General features: G+C 68.8%; 16 protein-coding genes and 8 pseudogenes. 17 read left to right on the forward strand and 7 right to left on the reverse strand.

The features are described 5' to 3' along the window. Positions 1-170 precede the first annotated feature (170 nt). From ACGF4C_RS26765 to ACGF4C_RS26780, 4 genes are read left to right on the forward strand one after another with little or no spacing between them, the layout of a single operon-like run. Positions 171-1,187, forward strand: coding sequence for a GlxA family transcriptional regulator (locus ACGF4C_RS26765; RefSeq protein ID WP_393569350.1), 1,017 nt, complete (start codon positions 171-173; stop codon positions 1,185-1,187). Then, complete coding sequence (locus ACGF4C_RS26770) at positions 1,184-2,965, forward strand: thiamine pyrophosphate-binding protein (RefSeq protein ID WP_393569351.1); 1,782 nt, start codon at positions 1,184-1,186, stop codon at positions 2,963-2,965. The genes ACGF4C_RS26765 and ACGF4C_RS26770 overlap by 4 nt, the downstream gene beginning before the upstream one ends. After that, positions 2,937-3,590: an SRPBCC family protein gene (locus ACGF4C_RS26775; RefSeq protein ID WP_393569352.1), complete on the forward strand. Its 654-nt coding sequence runs from the start codon at positions 2,937-2,939 to the stop codon at positions 3,588-3,590. Before ACGF4C_RS26770 ends, ACGF4C_RS26775 begins: the two co-directional genes overlap by 29 nt. Further along, positions 3,587-4,606 (forward strand): 3-oxoacyl-ACP synthase III family protein, encoded by a 1,020-nt coding sequence (locus ACGF4C_RS26780; RefSeq protein ID WP_393569353.1) that lies wholly within the window; start codon positions 3,587-3,589, stop codon positions 4,604-4,606. The genes ACGF4C_RS26775 and ACGF4C_RS26780 overlap by 4 nt, the downstream gene beginning before the upstream one ends. A 237-nt stretch (positions 4,607-4,843) precedes the next feature. On the opposite strand, the pseudogene ACGF4C_RS26785 reads toward ACGF4C_RS26780, so the two are convergent. Next, positions 4,844-5,137: pseudogene (locus ACGF4C_RS26785) on the reverse strand (GNAT family N-acetyltransferase); the annotation flags it as partial. A gap of 240 nt (positions 5,138-5,377) precedes the next feature. On the opposite strand from ACGF4C_RS26785, the gene ACGF4C_RS26790 reads away from it, so the two are divergent. Then, on the forward strand, positions 5,378-5,830 hold the full coding sequence (locus ACGF4C_RS26790) for a hypothetical protein (protein ID WP_393569354.1): 453 nt from the start codon (positions 5,378-5,380) through the stop codon (positions 5,828-5,830). After that, the gene (locus tag ACGF4C_RS26795; RefSeq protein ID WP_393569355.1) at positions 5,830-6,141 is read left to right on the forward strand and encodes a transcriptional regulator; all 312 of its coding nucleotides are present in this window, start codon (positions 5,830-5,832) and stop codon (positions 6,139-6,141) included. The genes ACGF4C_RS26790 and ACGF4C_RS26795 overlap by 1 nt, the downstream gene beginning before the upstream one ends. Positions 6,142-6,256: 115 nt before the next feature. Here ACGF4C_RS26795 and ACGF4C_RS26800 read toward each other — a convergent pair. Further along, positions 6,257-6,900, reverse strand: a pseudogene (locus ACGF4C_RS26800) (IS5 family transposase); the annotation flags it as partial. Between the two features lie 93 nt (positions 6,901-6,993). On the opposite strand from ACGF4C_RS26800, the pseudogene ACGF4C_RS26805 reads away from it, so the two are divergent. From ACGF4C_RS26805 to ACGF4C_RS26820, 4 genes and pseudogenes are all read left to right on the forward strand, one after another. Next, a pseudogene (locus tag ACGF4C_RS26805) lies at positions 6,994-7,730 on the forward strand (alpha/beta fold hydrolase). A gap of 738 nt (positions 7,731-8,468) precedes the next feature. Next, on the forward strand, positions 8,469-8,816 hold the full coding sequence (locus ACGF4C_RS26810; RefSeq protein WP_030410973.1) for a beta/gamma crystallin domain-containing protein: 348 nt from the start codon (positions 8,469-8,471) through the stop codon (positions 8,814-8,816). 196 nt (positions 8,817-9,012) lie between these two features. After that, the gene (locus ACGF4C_RS26815) at positions 9,013-9,831 is read left to right on the forward strand and encodes a hypothetical protein (RefSeq protein WP_393569356.1); all 819 of its coding nucleotides are present in this window, start codon (positions 9,013-9,015) and stop codon (positions 9,829-9,831) included. A 133-nt stretch (positions 9,832-9,964) separates the two neighbouring features. After that, positions 9,965-10,430: pseudogene (locus ACGF4C_RS26820) on the forward strand (transposase); the annotation flags it as partial. 7 nt (positions 10,431-10,437) lie between these two features. On the opposite strand, the gene ACGF4C_RS26825 reads toward ACGF4C_RS26820, so the two are convergent. The 3 genes and pseudogenes from ACGF4C_RS26825 to ACGF4C_RS26835 form a co-directional block, all read right to left on the reverse strand. Next, positions 10,438-11,811, reverse strand: a complete 1,374-nt coding sequence (locus tag ACGF4C_RS26825) for a carotenoid oxygenase family protein (RefSeq protein ID WP_393569357.1) — start codon at positions 11,809-11,811, stop codon at positions 10,438-10,440. Next, complete coding sequence (locus ACGF4C_RS26830) at positions 11,808-12,437, reverse strand: TetR/AcrR family transcriptional regulator (protein WP_351531608.1); 630 nt, start codon at positions 12,435-12,437, stop codon at positions 11,808-11,810. The genes ACGF4C_RS26825 and ACGF4C_RS26830 overlap by 4 nt, the downstream gene beginning before the upstream one ends. A gap of 73 nt (positions 12,438-12,510) precedes the next feature. Continuing rightward, positions 12,511-12,799: pseudogene (locus ACGF4C_RS26835) on the reverse strand (IS630 family transposase); the annotation flags it as partial. 93 nt (positions 12,800-12,892) lie between these two features. Between ACGF4C_RS26835 and ACGF4C_RS26840 the strand changes: the two are divergent. From ACGF4C_RS26840 to ACGF4C_RS26860, 5 genes and pseudogenes are all read left to right on the forward strand, one after another. Beyond that, positions 12,893-14,233 (forward strand): sigma-70 family RNA polymerase sigma factor, encoded by a 1,341-nt coding sequence (locus ACGF4C_RS26840; RefSeq protein WP_393569358.1) that lies wholly within the window; start codon positions 12,893-12,895, stop codon positions 14,231-14,233. After that, positions 14,170-14,442 carry an AbfB domain-containing protein gene (locus tag ACGF4C_RS26845; RefSeq protein ID WP_393569359.1) on the forward strand — a complete coding sequence of 91 codons (273 nt, stop codon included), beginning with the start codon at positions 14,170-14,172 and terminating at the stop codon, positions 14,440-14,442. The genes ACGF4C_RS26840 and ACGF4C_RS26845 overlap by 64 nt, the downstream gene beginning before the upstream one ends. A 622-nt stretch (positions 14,443-15,064) precedes the next feature. Then, positions 15,065-15,781 (forward strand): annotated as a pseudogene (locus ACGF4C_RS26850) (endo-1,4-beta-xylanase); the annotation flags it as partial. A 668-nt stretch (positions 15,782-16,449) separates the two neighbouring features. After that, positions 16,450-16,599, forward strand: coding sequence for a hypothetical protein (locus ACGF4C_RS26855; protein WP_393569360.1), 150 nt, complete (start codon positions 16,450-16,452; stop codon positions 16,597-16,599). Positions 16,600-16,812: 213 nt separating this feature from the next. Next, on the forward strand, positions 16,813-18,462 hold the full coding sequence (locus tag ACGF4C_RS26860) for a purine-cytosine permease family protein (protein ID WP_393569361.1): 1,650 nt from the start codon (positions 16,813-16,815) through the stop codon (positions 18,460-18,462). Positions 18,463-19,235: 773 nt separating this feature from the next. Here the strand turns inward: ACGF4C_RS26860 and ACGF4C_RS26865 are convergent. After that, complete coding sequence (locus tag ACGF4C_RS26865) at positions 19,236-19,568, reverse strand: hypothetical protein (RefSeq protein ID WP_393569362.1); 333 nt, start codon at positions 19,566-19,568, stop codon at positions 19,236-19,238. 228 nt (positions 19,569-19,796) lie between these two features. On the opposite strand from ACGF4C_RS26865, the gene ACGF4C_RS26870 reads away from it, so the two are divergent. Beyond that, on the forward strand, positions 19,797-20,222 hold the full coding sequence (locus ACGF4C_RS26870) for a MarR family winged helix-turn-helix transcriptional regulator (protein WP_393569363.1): 426 nt from the start codon (positions 19,797-19,799) through the stop codon (positions 20,220-20,222). Between the two features lie 19 nt (positions 20,223-20,241). On the opposite strand, the pseudogene ACGF4C_RS26875 reads toward ACGF4C_RS26870, so the two are convergent. Continuing rightward, positions 20,242-20,825: pseudogene (locus ACGF4C_RS26875) on the reverse strand (IS5 family transposase). Positions 20,826-20,940: 115 nt separating this feature from the next. Here ACGF4C_RS26875 and ACGF4C_RS26880 point away from each other — a divergent pair. Beyond that, positions 20,941-21,930: pseudogene (locus tag ACGF4C_RS26880) on the forward strand (immunity 49 family protein). Positions 21,931-22,780: the final 850 nt, after the last annotated feature.

A 22,780-nucleotide genomic window follows, 5' to 3' on the forward strand; every position in this document is an offset into this window, starting at 1 on the left:
CCCGTACCACTGCGCCAACGCCCTGTGAGCCGCCCCACCCAGCGTTGTCCGCCCAGGCACACGAACTGCCTGGCCAGTCCCCCTATCCCCGATCCGACGGCCGCCTTCTGGCCGGATACGTCAGTAATCTGTCATTGCAGCCAGTGCGATGGCCAATACAGACTGCGACTGTGTTGGAGCGACGTGTTGTTGTGGTGGTGTACGCGGGGGCGATGGCCCTGGACATCACCGGACCGATTGAAGTGTTCGATACCGCCAACCGGCTCCTCGACCCGTCGGGCGCCCGCTACCGCGTTGACTTCGTCTCCGCCGACGCACCACTGGTGCGCACGAGTTCAGGAGTGGTGGTGGAAGCCGCGCCCCTGGAGGCGGGGCAGGGACCGATCGACACGCTCCTCGTGCCGGGCGGCTGGAGTCTCCAGAACGCACTGCGGAACCGGGTGCTGGTCTCCTGGATCCGTGGGGCGGCAGGACGTTCGCGCAGGGTCGCCTCCGTATGCGGCGGATCCTTTCTGCTGGCGGAGGCGGGGCTCCTCGACGGCAGGCGCGCCACCACCCACTGGGCGTACAGCGAAGCGATGGCGTGCCGCTATCCGGAGGTGACGGTGGACGCCGAGCCGATCTTCGTCTGGGACGGCCCCTTCGTGACCTCCGCGGGCGTGTCGACGGGCATCGACATGGCGCTGGCTCTGGTGGAGGCCGATCACGGGGCGGCCCTCGCCCTGGAGACGGCACGGTTTCTGGTGCTGTTCCTCAAGCGGCACGGAGGGCAGTCCCAGTACAGCGCCGTCCTCGACGCCCAGTTGGCCGATCACCCGCCGATCAGGGCAGCGCAGGAGTGGATTCTGGGCAACCTGCACAACCCGCTGCCCGTGGCCGAGATCGCCCGGCACGCCAACATGAGTGAGCGCAACTTCGCCCGCGTCTTCCGGCGCGAGGTGGGCACGACACCCGGCCACTACGTCGAGCGGACCCGCATCGCCCGGGCGCGCGAGCTGCTGGAGACCACCGAGCTGGCGATCACTCAGATAGCCGGCCGCTGCGGATTCGCCACCCCCGAGACCTTCTTCCGCTCCTTCGCACGAACCCTGGGGCTCACCCCCAAGGAATACCGACACCGCTTTCAGGTCATCTCGCCGGCCGGCCTCGTCGACCGGCACCACGAGAGGGACAGGAACCCCTTATGACCGGCACGACCTCCCACCTGCGCGACGCGGAAACGGCACGCCTGGTCGACCATCTGGTCGCGGAACTCGCCGGGGCCGGCGTCTCCCACGTATTCGGCGTCGGCGGCGCGAACATCGAGGACCTGTACGACGCCGTGCACCGCAGCGGCGCCGTCCGCGGCATCGTCGCCAAGCACGAGTTCTCCGCCGTCACCATGGCCGACGGGTACGCACGCACCACCGGGCGCCTCGGCGTCGTTGCCGCCACCTCGGGCGGTGGGGCGATGAACCTCGTACCGGGCCTGGCGGAGGCCCATGCCTCGCGGGTGCCGGTGCTGGCCCTGGTGGGTCAGCCGCCGACCGGCCAGGAAGGCCACGGGGCGTTCCAGGACTCCAGCGGCAAGGCGGGCTCCTTCGACGCCCGGGAGGTTTTCGCCCCCCTCTCCCGGTTCTGCGCCCGGGTGGATGACGCGGACTCGCTCATGGAGTTGCTGCCCCAGGCAGTGGCGGCGGCTCGGGCGAATCCACGCGGGCCGGCCGTACTCTTGCTGCCCAAGGACGTGCAGCAGGCACGGATCCGGGTGCCCGGCCGCGGCGCGGCCCCGACCCCGCGCGTGCCTGCGCCGACGGCATCGGCGGCGCGGCTCGACGAAGCCACCCTCACCACCGTGTCGGAGACCCTTCGTGCGGCCGGCCACGTCCTCGTCATCGCCGGTGAGGACGTCGCCGCCGCCGACGCGCGCACCGAGCTGGCCGAACTGGCGGGTCGCCTCGGGGCCTGGGTGGCGGTCACCCCGGATGCCAAGGACGTCTTCGACAACTGCGATCCCCGCTTCGCAGGCGTGGCCGGGGTGATGGGCCACGACAACGTCGAAGACTGCCTGCGACGGGCCGACGTGTGCCTGCTGGTCGGTACCCGGCTGCCGCTGCTGGCACGCGGCAGCCTCGACCGGGCCCTGGCCGCGACCGATGTCCTCTGCATCGGTCCGGAACCGCCCTTCGTGGCAGGCACCGCGCTGGGCGGGCACCTGCGGGAGGCGCTGCTCGCGGTGACCGCCCGCCTGCCGGCCCTCCCCCGTCCCTGTCCCCGGCACGCCGGCCCTCGTCCCACCCCCGCGCCGAGCCCGCCTCCCCGTGCCCTCGGGCGGACCCTCCCCCACATTCAGGCGGTGCGCGCGGTGGAGGCGGCTCTCCCCCAGGACGCACACGTCTTCGTGGACGCCGGCAACGCGGGGGCCAGCGTCGTCCACCTGCTGCCGGCACCGCGCCGCGGCCGCTTCGTGGTGGCCGTCGGCATGGGCGGCATGGGCTACACCTTCGGTGCCGGCATCGGTGCCGCGCTCGCCACCGGCCGACGCACCTACGTCCTAGCCGGGGACGGGGCCTTCTTCATGCACGGGATGGAAGTGCACACCGCCGTGGAGTACGCGGCACCAGTGACCTTCGTGATCTTCAACAACAACGCCCACGCCATGTGCGCGCTGCGCGAGGAGTTCTTCCAGGGCGGTGTCCGCACCGACGACTCGTTCGCCCGGACCGACCTCGCCGCCGGAGTGGCCGCCGCCTTCCCCTCCCTCGACGCCACGGGGGCCGGCGACGTGGCGCAGCTGCGCGCGGCACTGCTGCGCGGCAATGCGGGCAGCGGCCCCGCGTTCGTCGCGGTGGACTGCGACCCACGGGAGATCCCGCCGTTCCTCCCCTTCCGGGCCCATACCGACAGCGCCGGCGTCACCACGCACCCCAACGACACAACGAAAAAGGAGACTTCGGATGAACGAGGAGTCGTCCAGGTTGGCTGACATCCCCGGCCTGCTCCGGATCGAGAACGCCGGCAAGGAGGAACTGACCGCCCACTGCATGGAGCTCACCCACGCCGTCTACCCCCACCATCAGGTCTACGGGCAGTACTGCACTCTCCACGAGTACGTCGACTGCCCCCCGGAGGCGGCCTACGACTACCTGCGCCAGGGGCACCACCTGGAGGAATGGACCTGCAGCCTGCGGGACTTCGCGCCCTCCGGCACACCGGGGCTGTGGGTCGGCCACGACCGGCTGGAGGACGACACCAGGATCTACTGCGAGGTGGTCGCCAACCCCGACGCCATGACCGTGGACTACCACTGCTCCTGGGACCAGGGCGAGAAGCTGTGGATGATCTACCTGATGCGCGTCGTCCCGGCGCAGCTGGTGCTGGACAGGCCGGGTTCGGTGATCACATGGACCAATTGCCGGCACCCCTACTACGACGCCAACCCCCATCCCGAGAGGGCGCCCCGTCCGGACCGGCCCTGGGTGGGCGACTACTGGGACCTCTTCTACGCGGGGCACACCGTGGAGATGCACAACCTCAAGGCGATCCTGGAACACCGCCACCGCAACGGCCTGCCGGTCAGCGCGGCGCCGTCGAGGGCGGTGGCGCGGTGACGACGGTCAGCCTCACCGACGTCGCGAGCTACCTCCCCGGCGAGCCGGTTCCCGCGGAGTTCTACACCGAGCATCCCGGGGCCGAGGACAAACTGCGCGACCACCCGATGTTCAGGGTCCCGCCATTACGTCACCACGTGGCTGCCGACGAGACGAACGCGGACATGGTCGAACGCGCCGTACAGCCTCTGATCGAACGACACGGCAGGGACGAGATCCGGGGCGTCGACGTGCTGTTGGTGCACAGCCAGTTGCCGGACCTGCCGTTCGTGGGCGCAGGCACCGAAGTGGCGCGCCGACTGGGCCTGAACCCGGAGTGGCTCGTCGACGTGGCCAACGCGGGCTGCGCCTCCTTCGTGTACATGCTGAAACTGGCCCGGCAGATCCTCGCCACCACCGACGCGAGAAGCGCCCTGATCTGCAATGCCCAAAGCGCCGCGGGTCAGTGGTTCACCCAGTCCCAGGTGCGCCTGCTCGCCCAGGCCGCGATCCCGGGCGACGGATGCGGTGTGGGGTACGTGACGACGTCCTCCGACGCACCGGTCCTCGACGTGGCGACCCGGCACATCGCCGAGTACGCCGGGGACATGACCGTAGCCCTCGACGACGGCCGCAAGTACTGGGAACCGGGAGAGTCCCAGCTGCGGATCGGGTTCACCGACGCCGGCGTCGCCGAGGTCCTGGCGCGCGGGAACCGCCTCGTCCCTGAGGTGGTCGAGGAGCTGTGCCGGCGGCTCGGCGTGGCAACCACCGACATCGACGCCCTCATCACCAACCAGCCCAACCGCACCTTTCTACGGAACTGGCGGGAAGCGCTGCAACTGCCGGCCGAACGCCACCTGCACACCTTCGACGAGTACGGGAACCTCTTCGGCGCGGCGATCCCGATCACCCTGGACCGCGCGATCAGCTTCCGACAGGTCGAGGACGGCGACCTGGTGGTTCTCGGAGGGTTCGCCCACGCGGGCGACTTCGCCGGTGCCGTCGCCGTCCGCTGGCACAGTGGACGGGCCTGAGCCGTGAACATCGCCGTACTGCACCGACTTGCCCTTATCGAGAGCCGGTCCCCTACTGCCCTCGGCACGCCGCGAGGCAACGGGCCATCGACAGCCCCACGGCTCCCCGCAGCGCCATGTCGACGACCCCACCGAGGTCTCGCTGGCGCCGGATGGCAACACTTGGCGCCGGTGAAGCAGTAATCGCCGAGAAGCTCCGGAGGAGTAACAGTCAAGATCTGTGGATCGGCGACGTTGTCGTCTGATGCTCCGGTGCCATCGGATCTCGCCGTCGTGCCATTCGTCGGTGGGTTCGTCGGTGGGGGTGAGCCCGGCGGTGGCGACGGCGGCGGAGGCCCGATGTTCTGGGCGGATGTGGGCGATGACGATGTGCACCGGCTGCCGCCTGAGCCAGCCGACGAGTCCTCGGGCTGCCTCGGTGGCGATGCCTCGTCCCTGCCACAAAGTCCCCACCCCCCAGGCGATCTCGGCGATGGGGCCGTGGCCGGAGAGGCTGACCGTCGCCTGGACGGAGCCCGTCAGGCAGGACTCCCGCTGACTGGATTCGTCGCGCCTGAGCGCCGATCCGCCGCCGTACCGGGAGAACGCCATCCTTCGCGCGGCCCGGAGCAACTCCCGACCTCCTTCGAGCGGCTGCGCCCCGGTCCGCGGACTGCCTGAGTTCCGTCAGTGGCCGGATGCGCGACCCCCATCCTCTTTCCCGCAAGGAAACAAGGTGGTATTTTCCCTATGGGCAAGTACCTCGGACGACCAGCACCACCAGGGGGACCCATGACCTCGTACGACGCGCGGACCGCGCTCGAGGCGATACACCAGCACCAGGAGCAGACCCGTGACGCGTATGTGCGCCACAGTTCCTCGCTCCCCTACATGCTCCTCACCGCGCTGGCCGTGTTCGGCTTCAGCGCGGCCGTCGATCTACCGAACCCCTGGCGCACCCTCACCCTCCTGGCGGCGGGCGGGCTGATGGCAGTCATGCTGTTCGTGCATCAGCGGCGGGCCCCGGTCCGCCGGAAGCCATCCGGTGCGCAGTGGGCGTTCTCCCTATGGGTGGGGGGCATTGTCACCGTGATCCTCGTGGCGGCGGTGATCGGCGCCCGGCTGCTCAAGCTCCCGGAGCCCGGCGTGATCGCCGGCGCCGTCGCGGCCGTTGCGACCCTCGTGGCGGGGTATGTCACCCGCCCGATCATCAAGGCCATCACGCGCCGGGACGGCCACGTCTGATGGACCCGGACTTCGACGAGTTCCTGCACGTACCGGCCCGGCTCTCGGTCGTCGCACTGCTCGCTCCGGCCGACTGGGTGGAGTTCGGCTTCGTACGGGACAAGGTGGAAACCAGCGACTCGGCCCTGTCCAAGCAGGTCGCCTCGCTGGCGGAGGCCGGCTACGTCGAGGTGCGCAAGACCCGGAACCGTACGGGGCGGCACACCCACCTCCGGCTCACCGCACACGGCCGGTGGGCGTTCCAGCGGCACGCCGCGGCCCTGGAGCGGATCGTGGCGGCGGCGCGCGAACCGCAGGAGCGAGGCACCTGAGGCGGATGGCCAAAGGGGCTAGCAGCCAGGCCAGTTGACGGCGCGTCCCACCGGAGCGATGGGGGTGCGGGCCAGTGGTGCGCCGTGACCGCGCCCCCCGCCCGGGGACTGACCAGCGGGCGATCGCGGGCACGATGCCGCGGGCGCGGACCTGGTCGCGGTAGATGTCGTGGTCGTAGCCGCGGTCGGCGAACAGTGAGTCCGGCTTGCGGCGGGGCCGCCCGACCCGGCCGCGGACCGGTGGGATCGCGTCGAGCAGCGGCAGCAGTTGAGGGACGTCGTTGCGGTTGCCGCCGGTCAGCAGCACCGCGAGCGGGGTTGCCGTGTCCGTCGGTGATCAAGTGGTGTTGTGAGCCGGCCCAGCCCCAGTCGACCGGCGAGGGGCCCGTGTGGCTCCCCCTTTTAGGGCCCTGACGTGGGAGGAGTCGACCACGCGGCGGGACCAGTCAGGCGTGAGGCTGCATTCTGTTCAGCCAGCAGGACCTCATGGAGCCGCTGCCACACGTCGGCCTCGTTCCAGTCCCGCAAGCGTCGCCAACTCATGCCCGAGCCGAAACCCAGCTCCTGGGGGCAGGTACTCCCACTGGATCTCGGTGTGCAGGACGTACAGGATCCCGCACAGCACCTTCCGGTCCGGTAACGCCTTGCGGGCCGGGTACGGAATCGCCGCTCGCGCCGCGGCAGCAGCGGCTCCAGACGGTCCCACAGCTCATCCGACACGATCCACAGCGATGCCCCCACACCAGACCGAACGCTCAACTCCCGCCCCGGGCACGGCCATCAAAGCCGATCCACTTCATTGTGTTAGCCGTGGTAACTCCCAACCTTCCGGGCTCCTTTGAGACCAGCCAGCTGCGAGCTGCCCAGGATGCGCCCAGTCGACCAAGGCCTCAAACTGAGTATTCTGCCCGCACCTGGGACCTCGTCGTCGACCGCCTGGTGGGCCGTGACGTGCTCACGGTCGACTTTCGCGGGTGGAGCCGGTCGAGCGCTCTGCCCGGTCCCTATACGCTCGGTCAGCTCGCCGACGACACGCTCGCGGTGCTCGCGGATGCGGGGGTCACCGACTACGTCCTGGTGGGGCATTCGATGGGGGGTAAGGTCGCACAGCTGGTCGCGGCCACCCGGCCTGCCGGCTTGCGCGGCATCGTTCTCGTCGGCTCCGGTCCGGCGAAGCCCGCCGCGCAGGTCACTCCCGAGTACCAGGAAGCCCTGTCGCACGCCTACGACTCCGCCGAGTCCGTGGCCGGGACACGGGATCACGTCCTCACCGCGACCGAGCTGCCCGCTCCGGTCAAGGCGCAGATCGTGACCGATTCGCGGACCGTCACCGACGCCGCCCGCACCGAGTGGCCGCTGCGCGGCATCGCGCAGGAATCACCGAGCACACGCGCATGGTCAGCGTGCCCGCTCTCGTCGTCGCCGGAGAACACGACCAGGTGGAGCCCGTCGGCGTGCTCCGCGACAACCTGGTGCCCTACCTCTCCCAAGCCGACTTCGTGGTGGTCCCCCACACCGGTCACCTGATCCCGCTGGAAGCCCCGGCCGACCTCGTCGACGCCATCACCGCATTCGCGCCGGCAGCCTGACCGTCCCCGCGGCCCGACGACGGGCTGTGCCCCTGATCACCCGCCCCGAAGAGGCGTCCGAACAACCCGATCGGCAGGTACGGGTCACTGCCCCCCCGCTCGGTAGATGCTGAGATCGGCGAGGTGGCCGGGATCGGTGCGCCGGTGAACAGGCTGAGTTCCGCGGCGGAGCCGAAGTGCCACACCGCCCCGTGCTCGGCAAGCATTCCGTCAACGCCTACCTGCTGCTGTCCGTCTCTGCCCGCACCGACCACGGCGATCTGGTCGCCGGAGACCTCGTGGCCACCCCGTTCCCCGGCTTCGGCAAGCGACGCCCCCCAACCCGCCCTTCCACGACGACTGGCTCGGCAACCTCGCCAGCCTGCGCGAGATGCTGGCCCTGAGCCCCACCGAGCTCCACGTCGGCCATGGCGCACCCCTCAACCCCGAGCAGGTAGGTCGCTGGCCTGCCACAGAGCACCGCGCAGCTTCATCGCGTGGTTGCCGGCGGCGCTTCGCCCTCTGGTTGCGGCCCGCTTCTCGGCTCCAGGTGCGGGTGGTTGGGGGTGCTCGAGGGCGGGACTGGTTCGGGGCTGTTGGTTGGTCGTCACTGACTCATTTGTCGTGCATATCATGATCATGCCATGATCAGGTTCGTGCGGACGGCTGTTCGTTGAACGGGGATGCCTCCGCGGGGCCTGGTCGTGCGCTTTCGAGCACCTTGGCCACTTGGTGGCCCGACCGAAGGAACTCTTTTTCATGGCAACTCGCAAGCACATTGCTGCCTTGGCCCTGGCGGCCAGCGCTCTGCTCGTCGGCTCCGTGGCAACTGCCGGCCCGGCGGCCGCCATCAACCGCGTCAACGGCTCGGCCTGTCAGAACCGCGACGACTTCTTCGCCGCGTGGAACGACGGCAAGGTCTGCTTCGCCAACAGCGGTTCCGTCGCCGTCAACATCTACGACGTGTGGCAGGTCACGACCGGCGCCAACGCAGGTCAGTACAGCTATGCCACGCAGGACGGCCGCTACGCCACCGCCTACCCGGCCCAGTGGGTCACCTGGAAGTACTCGCCGAAGATCATGCTGACCAACATCACCATCAGATAGTCCGGATGTGGGCGGGCGTAAACCGTTCAAGCGCCCGCCCACGCCCCCGCACCCCCCATTGTCGACAGGACCCTTCATGCCAGTTCTTCCTCGAAGCCGGGCCGCCGCAACCGGGGCGCTGCTGGTCCTGTGTGCAGGCTGCAGCACCACTTCCCACGGGAGCACCACCCCCGTGGCGCCCCCGGCGACAGGGCCTGTGCAAACCATCACGAAGGCCGGCCAGATCGCCCTGCCGACGGACGCTTACATCATCACGCCGGCCGAAGTGAAGCTCATCGTCAAGGCTCAGGACGTCGTCCGGGGCCAGTGCATGCGCAAGTTGGGTTTCACCCCCAAACCGAGCGTGCTCTTGGGCGTGGTTGAGGCAGCCACGGCCCGCAAGACCCGAAGCTTTCTCTACGGCTACTTCGACACGGCCAAGGCTGGAGCAGAGGGTTACGAACGTGTGCAGTCAGGCGACATCCCGCAGCGAGCGTCCATCTCCTCCGCAGAGCAGACGGCATTGACCGGGGTCGATCCAGTCACCCACAAGCCCGCGACCCGCCTGGGCGGCAAGCCCCTCCCGGCCGGGGGCTGCTCCGGGAAGGCCATTGACACGCTGAACAACGCCGGGCTGTGGTTCGACGACGCCTCCCTCCCCGCCGGCGGCCCCCGCATTCCCCGCAGTGATCCCCGGCTGGCGGCGGCGTATGCAAGCTGGTCGGCTTGCATGAAAGACAAGGGCTTCGACTACCCGGACCCCCTCGCAGCCATCGGCGACCCCAAGTGGGTCACCCACCGCAGCCCCGGCACGCCCCCGACGCGCGCGGAGATCGCGACGGCCCGCGCCGACATCGCCTGCAAACTCGCGAAGAACACCGTCGGAAAGCTCGTCACCGTGCAGATCGCCTACGACGAGCAGTACCTCAAAGCCGACGCAGCCCAACTCGCCTCCCACAAGCGGCGTATCCACGACCTCGTCCGCAAAGCGTCCCGGATCACACACAGCCGAAAATCCAGGCACGGGGGGTCATGACTTGGCCCGCGGGTCATGACTGATGGGACCGCACGCGCCCCCATCACCGCTGCCGGCGCCACCCGCTGACGTCAGCGAGGCCCGCGCCGCCTCGCACGTCGCCCGCGCCGCAACCACCGCCGCCGCGGGCGACCCGCGGCCGAGGCGACGCGCGACCCACACCCGCCCCCACGGCGTCCGGCACCTGTTCGCCGCCTACGACCTCGCCAGGGACAAGCTCTACGGCCACGTCAAGAACACCAAGAACCGCTCGAAGTTCCTGGAGTTCTGCCGCTACCTGCACAGCCTCTACCCGCAACCGTGCGCATCGCGATCGTGGTGGACAACTACTCTCCGCACCTGACCACCCGGCGATGCCAACGCGTCGCGCAGTGGGCCGGGACGAACAATGTCGAGATCGCCCACACCCCGACCAACTCCTCCTGGCTGAACCGGATCGAGGCTCAGTTCACCGCCCTGCGCTACTTCGCCCTCGACGGCACCGACCACGCCAGTCACAAGGAGCAGTGCAGCATGATCCGCCGCTACATCATCCGGCGGAAAAACATGCCGCCGACGAACGGCTACGCGAAGTCGTCACCAGGGCGAACGTTGCCTGATGCGGCACTAGGAGCAGGCGTTCCACGGGTCTCCCGGGACCCAGTTGCCGTGGAGACCGAGAGGGATCCGTACGGGAAGGTGGATGCGGGCGACCGGTTCGCCCGTGAAGTCCTGGGCCGAGAGGATCACCAGATCCGCCGCGCCGCGCTCGGCGTCATGCGCGTACGCCATCACGTATCCGTCGTCCTCGGCGAGGGGCGACTCCGTGGGGACGAACACGCCCTCGCCCACGGCCCCGAACCGGCCGAACTCATGCGCCTCGGTCGTGCCGCGTACCAGGTCGTGCTTGAGCAGTGCACTGCTGAACCCCTCGTTCGGCCGCGGGTCCCCGGGGCCGGTCGGCGGCGCGTAGAGCTCGACCGCGGCCGAGTACCCGTATCGGTGGGAGCGGGCGACACAACGGGAGTCGACCCGCGGAAACTCCTGGATACGGTCGTCCAGCCGGTCTTCCCGGACCTTTCCGGCGACCAGGTCGACCCGCCAGCGGTCCAGGGTGGGACGGCTGGTGCCGAAGTCCCTGATGTTAAAGCCCTCTGGGTGCCGGACGATATCGATGACCACGTCCGTGCCGTCGTCGTAGGCGTTGAGCGTGTGCCCCACCAGGCTGGGGGCGACCTCGAACCAGCGCACCTCGCCGCCCGTGCGTGGCATCACGCCCACCCGTGCCTGGTGGGATTCGTCCCAGACGAAGGGGACTCCGGTCGGCAGCTGAGCGGCGCTGAACACCACGGGAGCGTCGAAGAGGACCACATGGTGTTCGGTCAGCGCGAAGTCGTGCATGTAGGGATTCCCGGGCATATGGATCAGTGTGGTCCGCTCCACCGTGCCGGATTCGTTCATGACGATGTGCTGGACATACTGCGAGCCGTACAGGAAGGCGAGCGAGTGCAGCTCCCGGGTGTGCGGGTCGAAGACGGAATGGGCGTTGGAGCTGTAGCCCTCGGGAGTCGCCCCCAGATCGCAGGGGCCCACCGTGTCGAGGTCGTAGCTGAGTTCGTACGGGCGAATCCCGCCCTCCAACAGGGCGAACGTGCGGCCCGCGAGCCCCGCGACCTGTACGTTCGGCGCCATGTCCAGCCGCTCGTCGACGGGAGTCCCCCGGCGTGGTTCGCCCAGCCGGTCGGCGACGGAGGATGAGCGCACCCAGCGGTTGCGGTACCACTCGGCACGGCCGTCGCGGATACGGACGCCGTGCACCATGCCGGGGCCGAGCGTCCAGATGTGGGCGACGGGGTCCTCGATGCCAAGCGGATTGGGGCCGTTTCGCAGATAGCGGCCGTTGAGGTGGGCCGGGATCCGGCCGGTGACCGGCAGGTCGAACGCGGTGACCTCCTCGGTGACCGGTGCGAAACTTCCCGACAGATAGCGGTTGATCGTCATGACGTCCGTCCTTGTCCCTGCTCGGCGGCGAGGAATGCCCGTCCCACCGCTGTCATCAGTGTGTCGAAGCGGCGGGCTGCGGCCTCCGGCGGGAAGTGGCCCGCGATCTCCAGGCTCACCGCCCCGTGTGCCGCCGCCCACAGAATCTTTGAGATCTCATACGCGTCTCCCGGCCCGAACACACCGGAGTCGATGCATGCCTGAACGGCGGCCACGGAGGCATCGAAGGCGCTCTCGGCCGCGCTCAAGGCCTCGGCACTCGGCTGGAAGCCGGGCACCGCCTGCTCGAACATCACCCGGTAGTAGGCCGGTTCGGCCAGTGCGTGTGCACGGTAGGCGGCCGCGAGATCGTTGAGTCGAGTCAACGGGTCCGCTGTCCGCGAAGCTTGCTGCTGCACCCGCCGCAGGCGGGCGAACCCCTCCCGGTAGAGCGCATCGACCAGTCCTTCTTTGCCGCCGAACATGGTGTACAGGACCTTGGTCGAGGCGCCGATCCCGGTGGCGATCCGCCGCATCGTCAGCGCGGCCGGCCCCTCCGTGACCAGCAGGTCTATGGCGTGGTCAAGGATCGTGGTGCGCACGGCCGTTTGGCCAGTGCGTTGAGCTTCCTGGTAAGGCGTGTTCACGGAAACACTGTAGCCCATGGGTAACGTTGTTACCCCGCTTTTGGTGGAGCCTGCCGGTGGCGCCACTCGATGCCGCGGTGCGCACGGTTGCGGGGTGGAGGCTGCGCAGGTAGCGGCAGAACTCCAGGAATTCGGGCGGTACTTGGTGGTCTTGACCTGGCCGTAGAGCTTGTCCCTGGCGAGGTCGTAGGCGGCGAACAGGTGCCGGACGCCGTGGGGGCGGGTGTAGGTCGCGCATCGTCTCGGCCGCGGGTCCCGGGCAGGATCCTTGTGTCGGCCGCCGCGCTCCGCCCACCGGCGGCCGGGGTGGGGCTGGAGGTTGGGCCGAACTCGTCCATGCAGAAGACGACTTCGGGCGGTCCGTTGACCCAAGGCACAGGCTTTGGCCGTATACCTTTGCCGACGCTAAGGTGTGGCGCCGTACTCGGCGGATCGCTCCCTGAAGAAAAGTGGGAATGGGACTCATGGATGCGGACCACGCAGGGCTGGTTGTCGCGGCGCAGGCCGGTGACGATCGGGCGCGCGAGAAGCTGATCGCCGCGTACCTGCCGTTGCTCTACAACATCGTCGGGCGAGCGCTGAGCGGACATGCCGACGTCGACGACATCGTCCAGGAAACCCTGCTGCGCGTGGTGCGCGACCTGCCTTCCCTGCGTGCCCCGGAGAGCTTCCGGTCCTGGCTGGTGTCGATCACGCTCCGCCAGATCAATACCCACTGGCACCGGCAACGCACCTTCGCCGGCCGGACCACAGTCCTCGACGAGGCACGCCAGATACCGGACGCCGGCGCCGAACCCGTGGACGCGACGATCCTGCGCCTGCATATGTCGGACGAGCGCCGTCGGGTTGTCGAAGCCGGCCGGTGGCTTGACCCGGACCATCGGGTGCTGCTGTCGCTGTGGTGGCAGGAATGCGCCGGCTTGCTGAGCCGTGACGACATCGCCGCCGCGATGGGGCTCACGGTCGCCCACGTCGGAGTGCGCCTGCAACGCATGCGCGAGCAGCTTGAACTGAGCCGGACGATCGTCGCCGCGCTGGAGGCCGACCCGCGCTGTCCTCAGTTGGACGAGACCATCGTCGGCTGGGACGGTCTGCGTGCATCGGTGTGGCGCAAGCGGATCGCGCGGCACACCCGTGACTGCCCGGTCTGCTTGGCGACGACGACAGAACGGGTTCCGGCCGAACTACTGCTCCTCAGCCTCGCGCCGCTGGCCGTCCCGGCCGGACTCATCGCCGCGCTGGCCGCCAAGGGCCTGCTCTCGGGTACGGCCGCGAGCGCCGCCGGGCTGGCCACGGCGCATGTCGCCGTCGGCACGGCGACGGGGGGAGGCAGTGTGCACAGCGCGCTGATCGGCAAACTCCACGCGGTGACCGCTCATCCGTTGGTGAGCCTCGCCACCGGCGCGGTGCTCATCGCCGGGACCGCCACCTACGCGGCCTGGCCCGAACCGGCGCATCGGGAGCCCGGTGTCATCGCCGCTCCCACGGTCGGCACTCCCACGCCGATCCCGTCGCGCACCACCGCGTCGGCCGGACCGTCCCCGGTGAGTCCGTCCGCCGTCGCAGGCGCTGTTCCGCTGGGGGCACAGTCGCTGGAGTCCGTGGACCACACCGCCCTGTACCTCACGTATGCCGGCGACTTCGCGACGCTCGGCCGAGTCTCCGCGTCCAGCAGCACGCAGACACGGCAGCGGGTCACCTTCACGGTCGTCGGGGGGCTGGCCGACTCACGGTGCGTCACCTTCCGCGCGCCGACGGCCGCTATCTGCGCCATCGTTACCTGCGGCTTCGGCTGAGCACCAACGACGGCAGCGAACTGTTCCGTGAAGACGCCACCTTCTGTCCGCGCCCCGGGTCGGTCACCGGGTCGGTGACCCTGCACGCGCACAACTATCCCGGATCGGTCCTCCGCCACCGCGACGGTGGCATCTGGCTCGATGGCTCCGACGGCACTCGGGCCTTCGCCGGCCAGGCTTCCTTCATCGTGCGCAGGGCCTGGGCTTGAGAACCGCTCCGTGAGCATTCTGGGCCGAGTCGTGCAGTGACAGCCGGTGATCCTGCAGCACGATCCCGCACCACGATCCTGCACCACGCCGTTCTCAACCCGGCAGTGGGACGAGTGCTGCGCCGAATCCAGCTTCGATCCGCATTCATCGACGGCTGCCTCGCCGTGACCGGCCTGAAGGCTGATCGCCGCAACCGCCACCGATACCACTCCGAAAACCTTCACCGTTGATCAGTGCGGCGTGCCCTTTCCACAGGGACGACCAGACCGCGGGGCTTGGCATAACGCTTTTTGCCTGCGAGATGCATCACTGAGCAATCGTCCGGACGGCACGACTTTTCTGTTACGAGACCGCGTGTTCAAAAGCCTCCACTTCGGGGGGTGCCCTTCCCGCCGCTCACCATGACGTGCCGGCGTGGCAGGTTTCCCGATTTCCCCCGTTGACCTATCCCCTGAAGAAAGCCCGCCCAATGACGCGACACACCCACGAACCCCGGGCGACCGGCACACAGGGACGGCCCCACGTCCTGCATCGCCCCCACCCCACGGCAGGTCAGGCCGCACAGGCCGATGCACGCACGATCACGGCACCCAGGGTGACCCGCGCCCCCCGAGGAGAATCATGAAAGGCCTACACCGGCTCGGCCGGCGTCGCCGGACATTGACGATAGGACTGTCGGCCGCGGCGGTGGTGGCCGGTGTCATGACGCTCCTCCCCAGCTCCGCCGGAGCCGCGACCCTGGGTACGCAGGCGGCTCCCTCGGGCAGGTACTTCGGCACGGCTGTGGCCGCCGGCAGGCTCGGCGACTCCACCTACGCCGGCATTCTCGACCGGGAGTTCAACATGATCACCCCGGAGAACGAGATGAAGTGGGACGCCACCGAGCCGTCTCGCGGCAACTTCAACTTCGGCCCCGCCGACCAGATCATCAACCACGCCTCGGCGCATGGGCAGCGGATGCGCGGCCACACCCTGGTCTGGCACTCCCAGCTCCCCGGCTGGGTCGGCTCCATCAGCGACGCCAACACCCTGCGCAGCGTGATGAAGAACCACATCACCACGGAGATGAACCACTTCAAGGGCAAGATCTACGCCTGGGACGTGGTCAACGAGGCCTTCGCCGACGGCGGCAGCGGCCAGCACCGCAGCTCGGCGTTCCAGCACGTGCTCGGCAACGGCTTCATCGAGGAGGCGTTCCGCACCGCCCGAGCCACCGACCCGGCGGCCAAGCTCTGCTACAACGACTACAACATCGAGAACTGGTCCGACGCCAAGACCCAGGGCGTCTACAAGATGGTCAAGGACTTCACGTCCCGCGGTGTGCCCATCGACTGCGTCGACATCGCCGAGGTCGCGGCGGCCTGCCTGGTGGACGACCGGCACACCGGCGGGGTGTACGAGCTCACCGGGCCCGAGGTGATCACGCCGCGTCAGCAGGCACAGGCCATCGCCGCCGCACTCGATTCGCCGGTGCGGTTCCACGAACTCACCCGCGACGAGGCCAAAGCCGCGATGACCCAGTTGGTACCGGCGGAACTCGCCGACGACACCCTGGACATCATCGCCGCCCCGAACCCGGCCGAACTGCGGATCAGCCCGGGCGTGGAACGAGTCCTCGGCCGCGCCCCGCGCCCGTTCAACGGCTGGGTCGCCCGCAACATCGCCGCCTTCCGCTGAGGCACAAGTCAACCGAAGCGCCCGGGCAGCCTCGTGCGGCTACGGCTACGGCTACGGCTACGGCTACGGCTACGGCTACGGCTACGGCTACGGCTACGGCTACGGCTACGGCTACCGTCGCACGGGGCGCCCACCTCTCTGTGCCACCGTCGTCGGCGCGCAGGTGCCGGGCCGCGCAGGCCCTCAAGCCAGGCCCTGCAGAACAGACTGCTGCGGGCCCGGCCACGCAGTGCCGCACACCGCCGTCGACCACACCGACACCACGTCTGCAGCTCGCACGGCTGCGCCTGCCAACCACGGCTGTTCGCCAACTTCGGGTCGTCGTTTCAATGAGTTCCAGCACCACCGCCCGCACCGCCCGTCGCCGCACCCTGCGCATGGCACGCCGCGGCACCCATCCCTCGCCCGAGGGCAAGGGCATCGTGGTCTTCCTCAGCCCCCGCCACCCGGCACACGCTCTGGCCGCTATTCCTCTCTGAAGATCCGGACCTGCGGAAACATCGCGTTCACGTCAACGGGAATCGGTGGTAACAACCGCTTTCTAGCGTGGCGGGCCGTGGGATCACCGTCGCATTCAGGGCTGCCAGAGACAGCTTCTGACGGCCCGCCGGCTTCCCCGTTCTGCCGATGACGCCACGCGGGGCTCCCACTGCATCACCGCACCCGCACCCAGCCCCACCGGGAGACGTGGCATGACTACCACCGAGTCACCGCAGACGACGCCAGAAGCAGCGAAGCCCGCCGCCGACCAGGCAGTCAAGGAGACCCTGGAGGACTACACCCTCCGTTTCGCGCCCCGCAGTTACCGCCGCTGGACCCCCATGGTCGTGGCGACCACCGCCCTCGGCGGCATCGCCTACATGGCCGACTTCTCCATCGGCGCCGGCATCGGCCTCGCCCACGGCACCAGCAACGCGCTCGTGGCGATCGCCGTGGCCGCCGTCGTCATCTTCGTCACCGGTTTCCCCCTCGCCTACTACGGCGCCCGCTACAACATCGACCTGGACCTGATCACCCGCGGTTCCGGCTTCGGCTACTACGGCTCGGTCCTCACCAGCGTCATCTTCGGCAGCTTCACCTTCATCTTCTTCGCACTCGAAGGCTCGATCATGGCCCAGGGCCTCAAGCTGGGCCTCGGACTGCCTTTGTGGCTCGGCTACTTGGTCTCCACGATCATGGTCATTCCCCTGGTGATCTACGGCATGAAGGCGCTCAGCAAGCTCCAGGTGTGGACGACCCCGATCTGGCTGCTGCTGATGGTCGGCCCGCTGGTCTACCTGATCTCCACCGACCCCGGCACGGTCGACCGCTTCTTCGCCTACACCGGCACCGACGGCGACGGTGGCGTCACCACCGCCTCCGTGCTGCTCGGGGCGGGCGTGTGTCTGTCGCTCATTGCGCAGATCGGCGAGCAGATCGACTACCTGCGCTTCATGCCGCCCAAGACCGAGGTGAACAAGCGCACTTGGTGGACCGCAGTCGTCATGGCCGGACCCGGGTGGGTGGTGCTGGGCGCACTCAAGCAGGCCATCGGTGTCTTCCTCGCCGTGTACATCCTTGCCAAGGTTGGCCGGGACGTTGCCCCCGAGCCGATTCAGCAGTTCACGGGCGCCTTCGACGCGATGATGCCGTCCTGGCTGGTGCTGCCGCTGGCCGTGGCCCTCGTGGTCATCAGCCAGATCAAGATCAACGTAACGAACGCCTACTCCGGCTCCCTCGCCTGGACCAACTCCTTCACCCGAATCACCAAGCACTACCCCGGCCGCATGGTCTTCGTCCTGGTCAACCTCGGCTTCGCGCTCGCCCTGATGGAAGCCGACATGTTCAGCTTCCTCAACAGCATCCTGGGCTTCTACTCGAACTGCGCCATCGCCTGGGTCGTCACCGTGGCCACGGACATCGGCATCAACAAGTACGTCCTCAAGCTGTCCCCGCTCCAGCCGGAGTTCCGCCGCGGCATGCTCTACGCCGTCAACCCCGTGGGTGTAGTGGCCTTCGTCGCCGCTTCCGGGCTGTCCATCGCCCTGTACTTCCACTCATTGGGAGACACCCTCCAGCCGTACTCCCCCGTCGCCGCGGCCGTCATCGCCTTCGTCCTCACCCCGCTGATGGCGGTCGTGACCAAGGGCAAGTACTACCTGCGCCGCACCGACGACGGCATCGACGAGCCACCGCTGGACGAGGACGGCAACCCGAGCGCGGCCACCCTCGACTGCCACGTCTGCCACCAGCCCTACGAGCGCCCGGACCTGGCCGCGTGTGCCACCCACGACGCCGTGGTCTGCTCCCTGTGCCTGAGCACCGACAAGATCGGCGATCACGTCCTGCCTGCCACCGCGTAGTCCCACGGAGGGGGACCGCCAAACCAACCTCCCTGGCGGGGAAACTCCAACACCACGTCCCATGACCTCCATCACCATGGGAGCCCGGGAATGGAACACGATGCCTCGGCGCAACGCGACACAACGCCGAGGCACGGCCTCCGTTCAAAGCGACACAACCTGCGGGGGACACAGTGTCTGCCGCGACTTAGGGCCTTGTCCGACGGGTCGGCCCAGAGTCCGTGGTGCCTGGAGTACCACCTCTGCCGTGTTGGCGTGCCGGCGCCGTAGGCGAAGCCCTCGGAGGTGAACCCGGCGCCTCCGGCCCCGCCTTGGCCACCCGCAGCGCCTGCGCCCTCCTGGCCGAAGCCGCTGGCCTTGCCCCCACCGCTGGTTCCGTCGTAGCCGATGGCACCTGCCGTGCCGACTCCGCCGGGCTCGGTGCGGCTGCCCGTGCCTTCGCTTTGATGACAGGCCGCCGTCGGCGCAGCACCGCCGATACCGCCGTCGGCCGGGATGCCGCCCTCCCCGCGAAGCCCCTGCGCCGCCGACGTTGCCGTGGGTTCCGCCCTCGCCAGGCATTCCGGTCCTGCCTGCGTAGGGGCCCAGTCGCCGCCGTGACCCCCGTGGCCGCCATCCGCCTGCACGAAGTCGGACCCGCCCCCGGCGGTGACGGAACTAGGGAGGGTTGCGAAAGTGCTGGTCGCAGCCGATTATGGATGACTGCGACCAGCATTTTCGGGTGATTATCCAGGTGGATAACCAGCATCTCGCAGAGAGAGGTGCGCTGACGGCTACTGACGGGGCGTTTCGACCGCCAGGGCGTCAAGGTGGGTGGCGATCCGCTGGAGCAGTTCCATCAACATTGTGTGCTCCTCGGGCGAGAGGCACTCCATCATTCGAACCCTCAGGGCTCCGGACTGCTCGGAAACCCGCTGGTGCGCCCGCTGGCCCGCGTCGGTCAGCGCCACCGTGCCGTCGTCAGTCGTGTGCGCCCAGCCGCGCTCGACGAACTGATCGATGTATGGGCGCATGGTTGGCTCGTCGGCGGACAGGAAGGCGGCCATGGCCTCGTCGAGTTGGGTGAGGTGATCGGGTCGTACGAGATGGTGTTCAGCACCTGCCACCCCCGCCGGTTCAGGCCGTCCGTGGCGAACAGCCGTCCCAGGCTCTCCTCGATCGCCCCGTCGATGTGCTTCAACCAGTAGCCGAGCGGCCGCTGCTCGCGGACGTTGGGCAGCTGAGTCAGGTCGGTCACGGCAATCCCCCAATGCATGTCTTTTGACAACTATTGTCATCTAGCATGTACGTCGAAGAGGAAACGGGACGAGGCGATTGCCGACGTCGAACGGGCCATGGTGGCGATCCGCCGCAGCCAGACCCGCCGGTCGCTGGGGCGGTTGGCGCCTCCCGACGGCGGCAAGCCGATCGACCCCACGCTGTTCAATGTGCTGGACGCCATCGAGGACCGTGACAAGCCGTGCTCCGTCTCGGACGTCGCCGCCGCGCTGGGTGTTGATCAACCGAGGGCGAGCCGACTGGTGCTCCGTACCGTCGAGGAAGGGTGGCTGGACCGCAGGACCGACCCGTCCGACGCCCGGCGCACGCTGCTTGCTCTGACCGACTCCGGGCGGGAACAGCTCAACCGCACACACCGGTTCCGGCAGGAGATCTTCACGCGGGTGATGGCGGACTGGTCGGACGCCGACCGGTCCGAGTTCGCCCGACTCATCACCGCGTTCGTCACCTCGTTCGCCCAGGTGGTCCCCGACGCCGACTGAGCTCCTCGGCGTGTGGCGGTCACAGCCACTCGTCGATGGCGGCGACCAGCACGGTCGCCTCGAACCGCACCGCGAGCTTGTCATAGCGAGTAGCCACGGCCCGGTGGCACTTGAGGCGATTGATCCCGCACTCCACCGCGTGGCGTTCCTTGTAGTCGGCCTTGTCGAACTTGGGCGGGCGCCCGCCACGCGAGCGCCCCAGGCCGTGGTCGCCAGGCTCAACGTCGACGCCACCGGGAGGCTGCTTCCGCAGGTCCCCCTTTTGCGCGCTCCGGCCGCGTGCTGGTGAGCCCGGACAATCGTGAAGTCCACACTCACGTCCCAAGTGATCAGGCCGTTCTCATCGGCCTCGGCCTGCGGCTGTTTAAAAATCTGCTTCCACGTACCGCCACGCTGCCAACGCCGGAACAAGTCGTAGGCCCGTTCCCACGGCCCGTACCGCTGCGGGACATCCCTCCACGGTGCACCGGTCCTGACCTGCCACCGTATGCCGTCGATCAGCTGCCGACGCGTCCACTTCGGTGGTCGACCAGGCTTCTTACTTACCGGCGACAGCGGATCAAGCTTCACCCACTGGCTATCGGTCAGATCTCCACGCTCCATGGCGGGTGATCACTTCACCACGTGATCCACTTACGCAACAGCCCCTAGGTGTGCTGTCAGTGCCCGTTGATAACGTGCTTCGTCCAGTCGTGGAGGTCATGAAGGGACGGGGTACGTGCGGAATGTGACATGCCATCATGTCGGCGAGCAGCGGTTGGCCGAGGCGCTCGACAACATCGACGGGCGGGCCTACACGCGGTGGCACTCGCTGCGGTACGGCAGCATCTCGCCGACGCTGATCCGGGCCATGGCGGACGAACTGCTCGACCATGTCGCCGCGCGAGCGGTGACGGAGCCGGGGCTCGATGCTGCGGCCGGCACGGTCGCCGTCACCGCCGCGGAGTGTGTGCACGGAGTGCTGAGCATCATGTGCTTCCCGGATGGGGACCAGGAACTCAGGTTCCCCCTCATCGGAGAGAAGATCAGCACGGACCCGGACGACGACGAGTTCGGGGACGGGCCCATCACCTTCCGGAACGTCGTCAACGAGGCGCCCACCGCGCGGACCTGGTTCGACATGTTCGAGATGTGTGTCGTCAGCGGGCATGTGTAGGACTGGGAGCGGGTCACCGGGCTGCTGCTGCGCGGCGACTACGCGCCCGCCATCCGTGACGGCGTGCCCTACAACCGGTACACCTCCGTCTCCGACCCCGCCGACCTCGCCGCCATGGACGCCCTGTGCCCCTATCTCACCGAGGCGTCCGGGCATCTGCCCCGCGACTGGCCCACGGTTCCGCTGCGCAAGCCGGACGCCGGGGAGCGCGCGGAGGCCGCCCGGCGGCTCGACGAGGTCGGCGCGCTGAGCGCGGACCAGCGGCTGCTCCGCGTACTCCTCGACGACGACCAGCACGCCTTCGAGGACGCCCTCGTCGCCCGGCTGGTCGCGTACCGGGAGAGCGTCGAGGCCGATGCCGGTGATCCCGCGCCCCGGGCCCTCCTCCCCCTCGGCACCCTCGCCCTGGCCTGCCTCGCCGTCCAGGTCCATGGGTGGGAACTCGGTGTCCGGTCCGGGTATCTGCCGTACGGTCTGCTGGGATCGCCGGACGCGCCGCGCAGGGCGGCGGAGGGGAACCGGAACAACTTGGGGTGCTGGGCCGCCAAGTAGGCCACCGCAGCGGGAGCGGGCCCTGGCTGGTCCGAACAGCCATACCGACCGTGCCGTGACTGGGGGTGTGCCGCGGATCGGGCGGCAGGGGAACCCACCGCGCCGCCGGCTCGTCCGGGGTCTGGGTGTACTGGCAAGGACCGTGCGTGGTTCGCGGCGGGTCATCGGAAGCGGAGGCGGTGGTGCTGCCCCCGGACACGACCAACGCCGCTGCAGCCAATGCGGTCATGAGAGCTCGGCTCATCCTGCGCACCCTCCAGAAGATCGCCAGATTTCGGAGCGGTCGCAGTTTAAAGCGCGGCCCGGCGGGCGAGAACCCGGCCGCCAGCCACATCCGCCTCCCAGCCTTCGGCCCGCGGCCGCAGGCCACTTCGTTCGGATGCGGCACAGCGCCGGCTGGCCGACCAGGGCGTCCACCCGGTGCACGACGGATGCTCCCCGAACCGGCCCTGTGCTCCCGAAGCTACGGCGAAGTGACGAGTAGCACTCTGAAATCAGCATGACGCTCGGTCAGGAGTAGCGGCGCGGGGTCCGGGGACTTCGCCGACCTGGAGGGCAGTGAAGTCGGCGTGGGCCTGTTCGACGGCTTCGGGGTGCGCCTCGCGCTTGGCGTGCTCGGTCAGCGCCCGCCCCGCCACCGGAGACAACGCGGCAGCGGCCCCGAACCCCGCCGTCGTCGTCAACCCAACATGGCGCGGCTCATATCCAGATCCGCCACCAGCCGCGGACCGAACGCCCTGACCAGAAACAGCTGCAGCATGGAAAAAGCCATCGCCGAGGTCAGCAACAGGGTCACCACCGGCCCCGCACCCCGGCTGGGAGCCCGCACCACCAACACTCCCGGCAGCCG

The sequence above is a fragment of the Streptomyces sp. NPDC048197 genome (genome assembly GCF_043202395.1).
Classification (GTDB): Bacteria; Actinomycetota; Actinomycetes; order Streptomycetales; family Streptomycetaceae; genus Streptomyces; species Streptomyces siderophoricus.

Coding starts and splice junctions, on each gene's coding strand:
- ACGF4C_RS26770 (WP_393569351.1), top strand. CDS start 1,184: ATGACCGGCACGACCTCCCACCTGCGCGACGCGGAAACGGCACGCCTG.
- ACGF4C_RS26775 (WP_393569352.1), top strand. CDS start 2,937: ATGAACGAGGAGTCGTCCAGGTTGGCTGACATCCCCGGCCTGCTCCGG.
- ACGF4C_RS26790 (WP_393569354.1), top strand. CDS start 5,378: ATGACCTCGTACGACGCGCGGACCGCGCTCGAGGCGATACACCAGCAC.
- ACGF4C_RS26795 (WP_393569355.1), top strand. CDS start 5,830: ATGGACCCGGACTTCGACGAGTTCCTGCACGTACCGGCCCGGCTCTCG.
- ACGF4C_RS26810 (WP_030410973.1), top strand. CDS start 8,469: ATGGCAACTCGCAAGCACATTGCTGCCTTGGCCCTGGCGGCCAGCGCT.
- ACGF4C_RS26825 (WP_393569357.1), bottom strand. CDS start 11,811: ATGACGATCAACCGCTATCTGTCGGGAAGTTTCGCACCGGTCACCGAG.
- ACGF4C_RS26840 (WP_393569358.1), top strand. CDS start 12,893: ATGGGACTCATGGATGCGGACCACGCAGGGCTGGTTGTCGCGGCGCAG.
- ACGF4C_RS26855 (WP_393569360.1), top strand. CDS start 16,450: ATGAGTTCCAGCACCACCGCCCGCACCGCCCGTCGCCGCACCCTGCGC.
- ACGF4C_RS26860 (WP_393569361.1), top strand. CDS start 16,813: ATGACTACCACCGAGTCACCGCAGACGACGCCAGAAGCAGCGAAGCCC.
- ACGF4C_RS26870 (WP_393569363.1), top strand. CDS start 19,797: ATGGTGGCGATCCGCCGCAGCCAGACCCGCCGGTCGCTGGGGCGGTTG.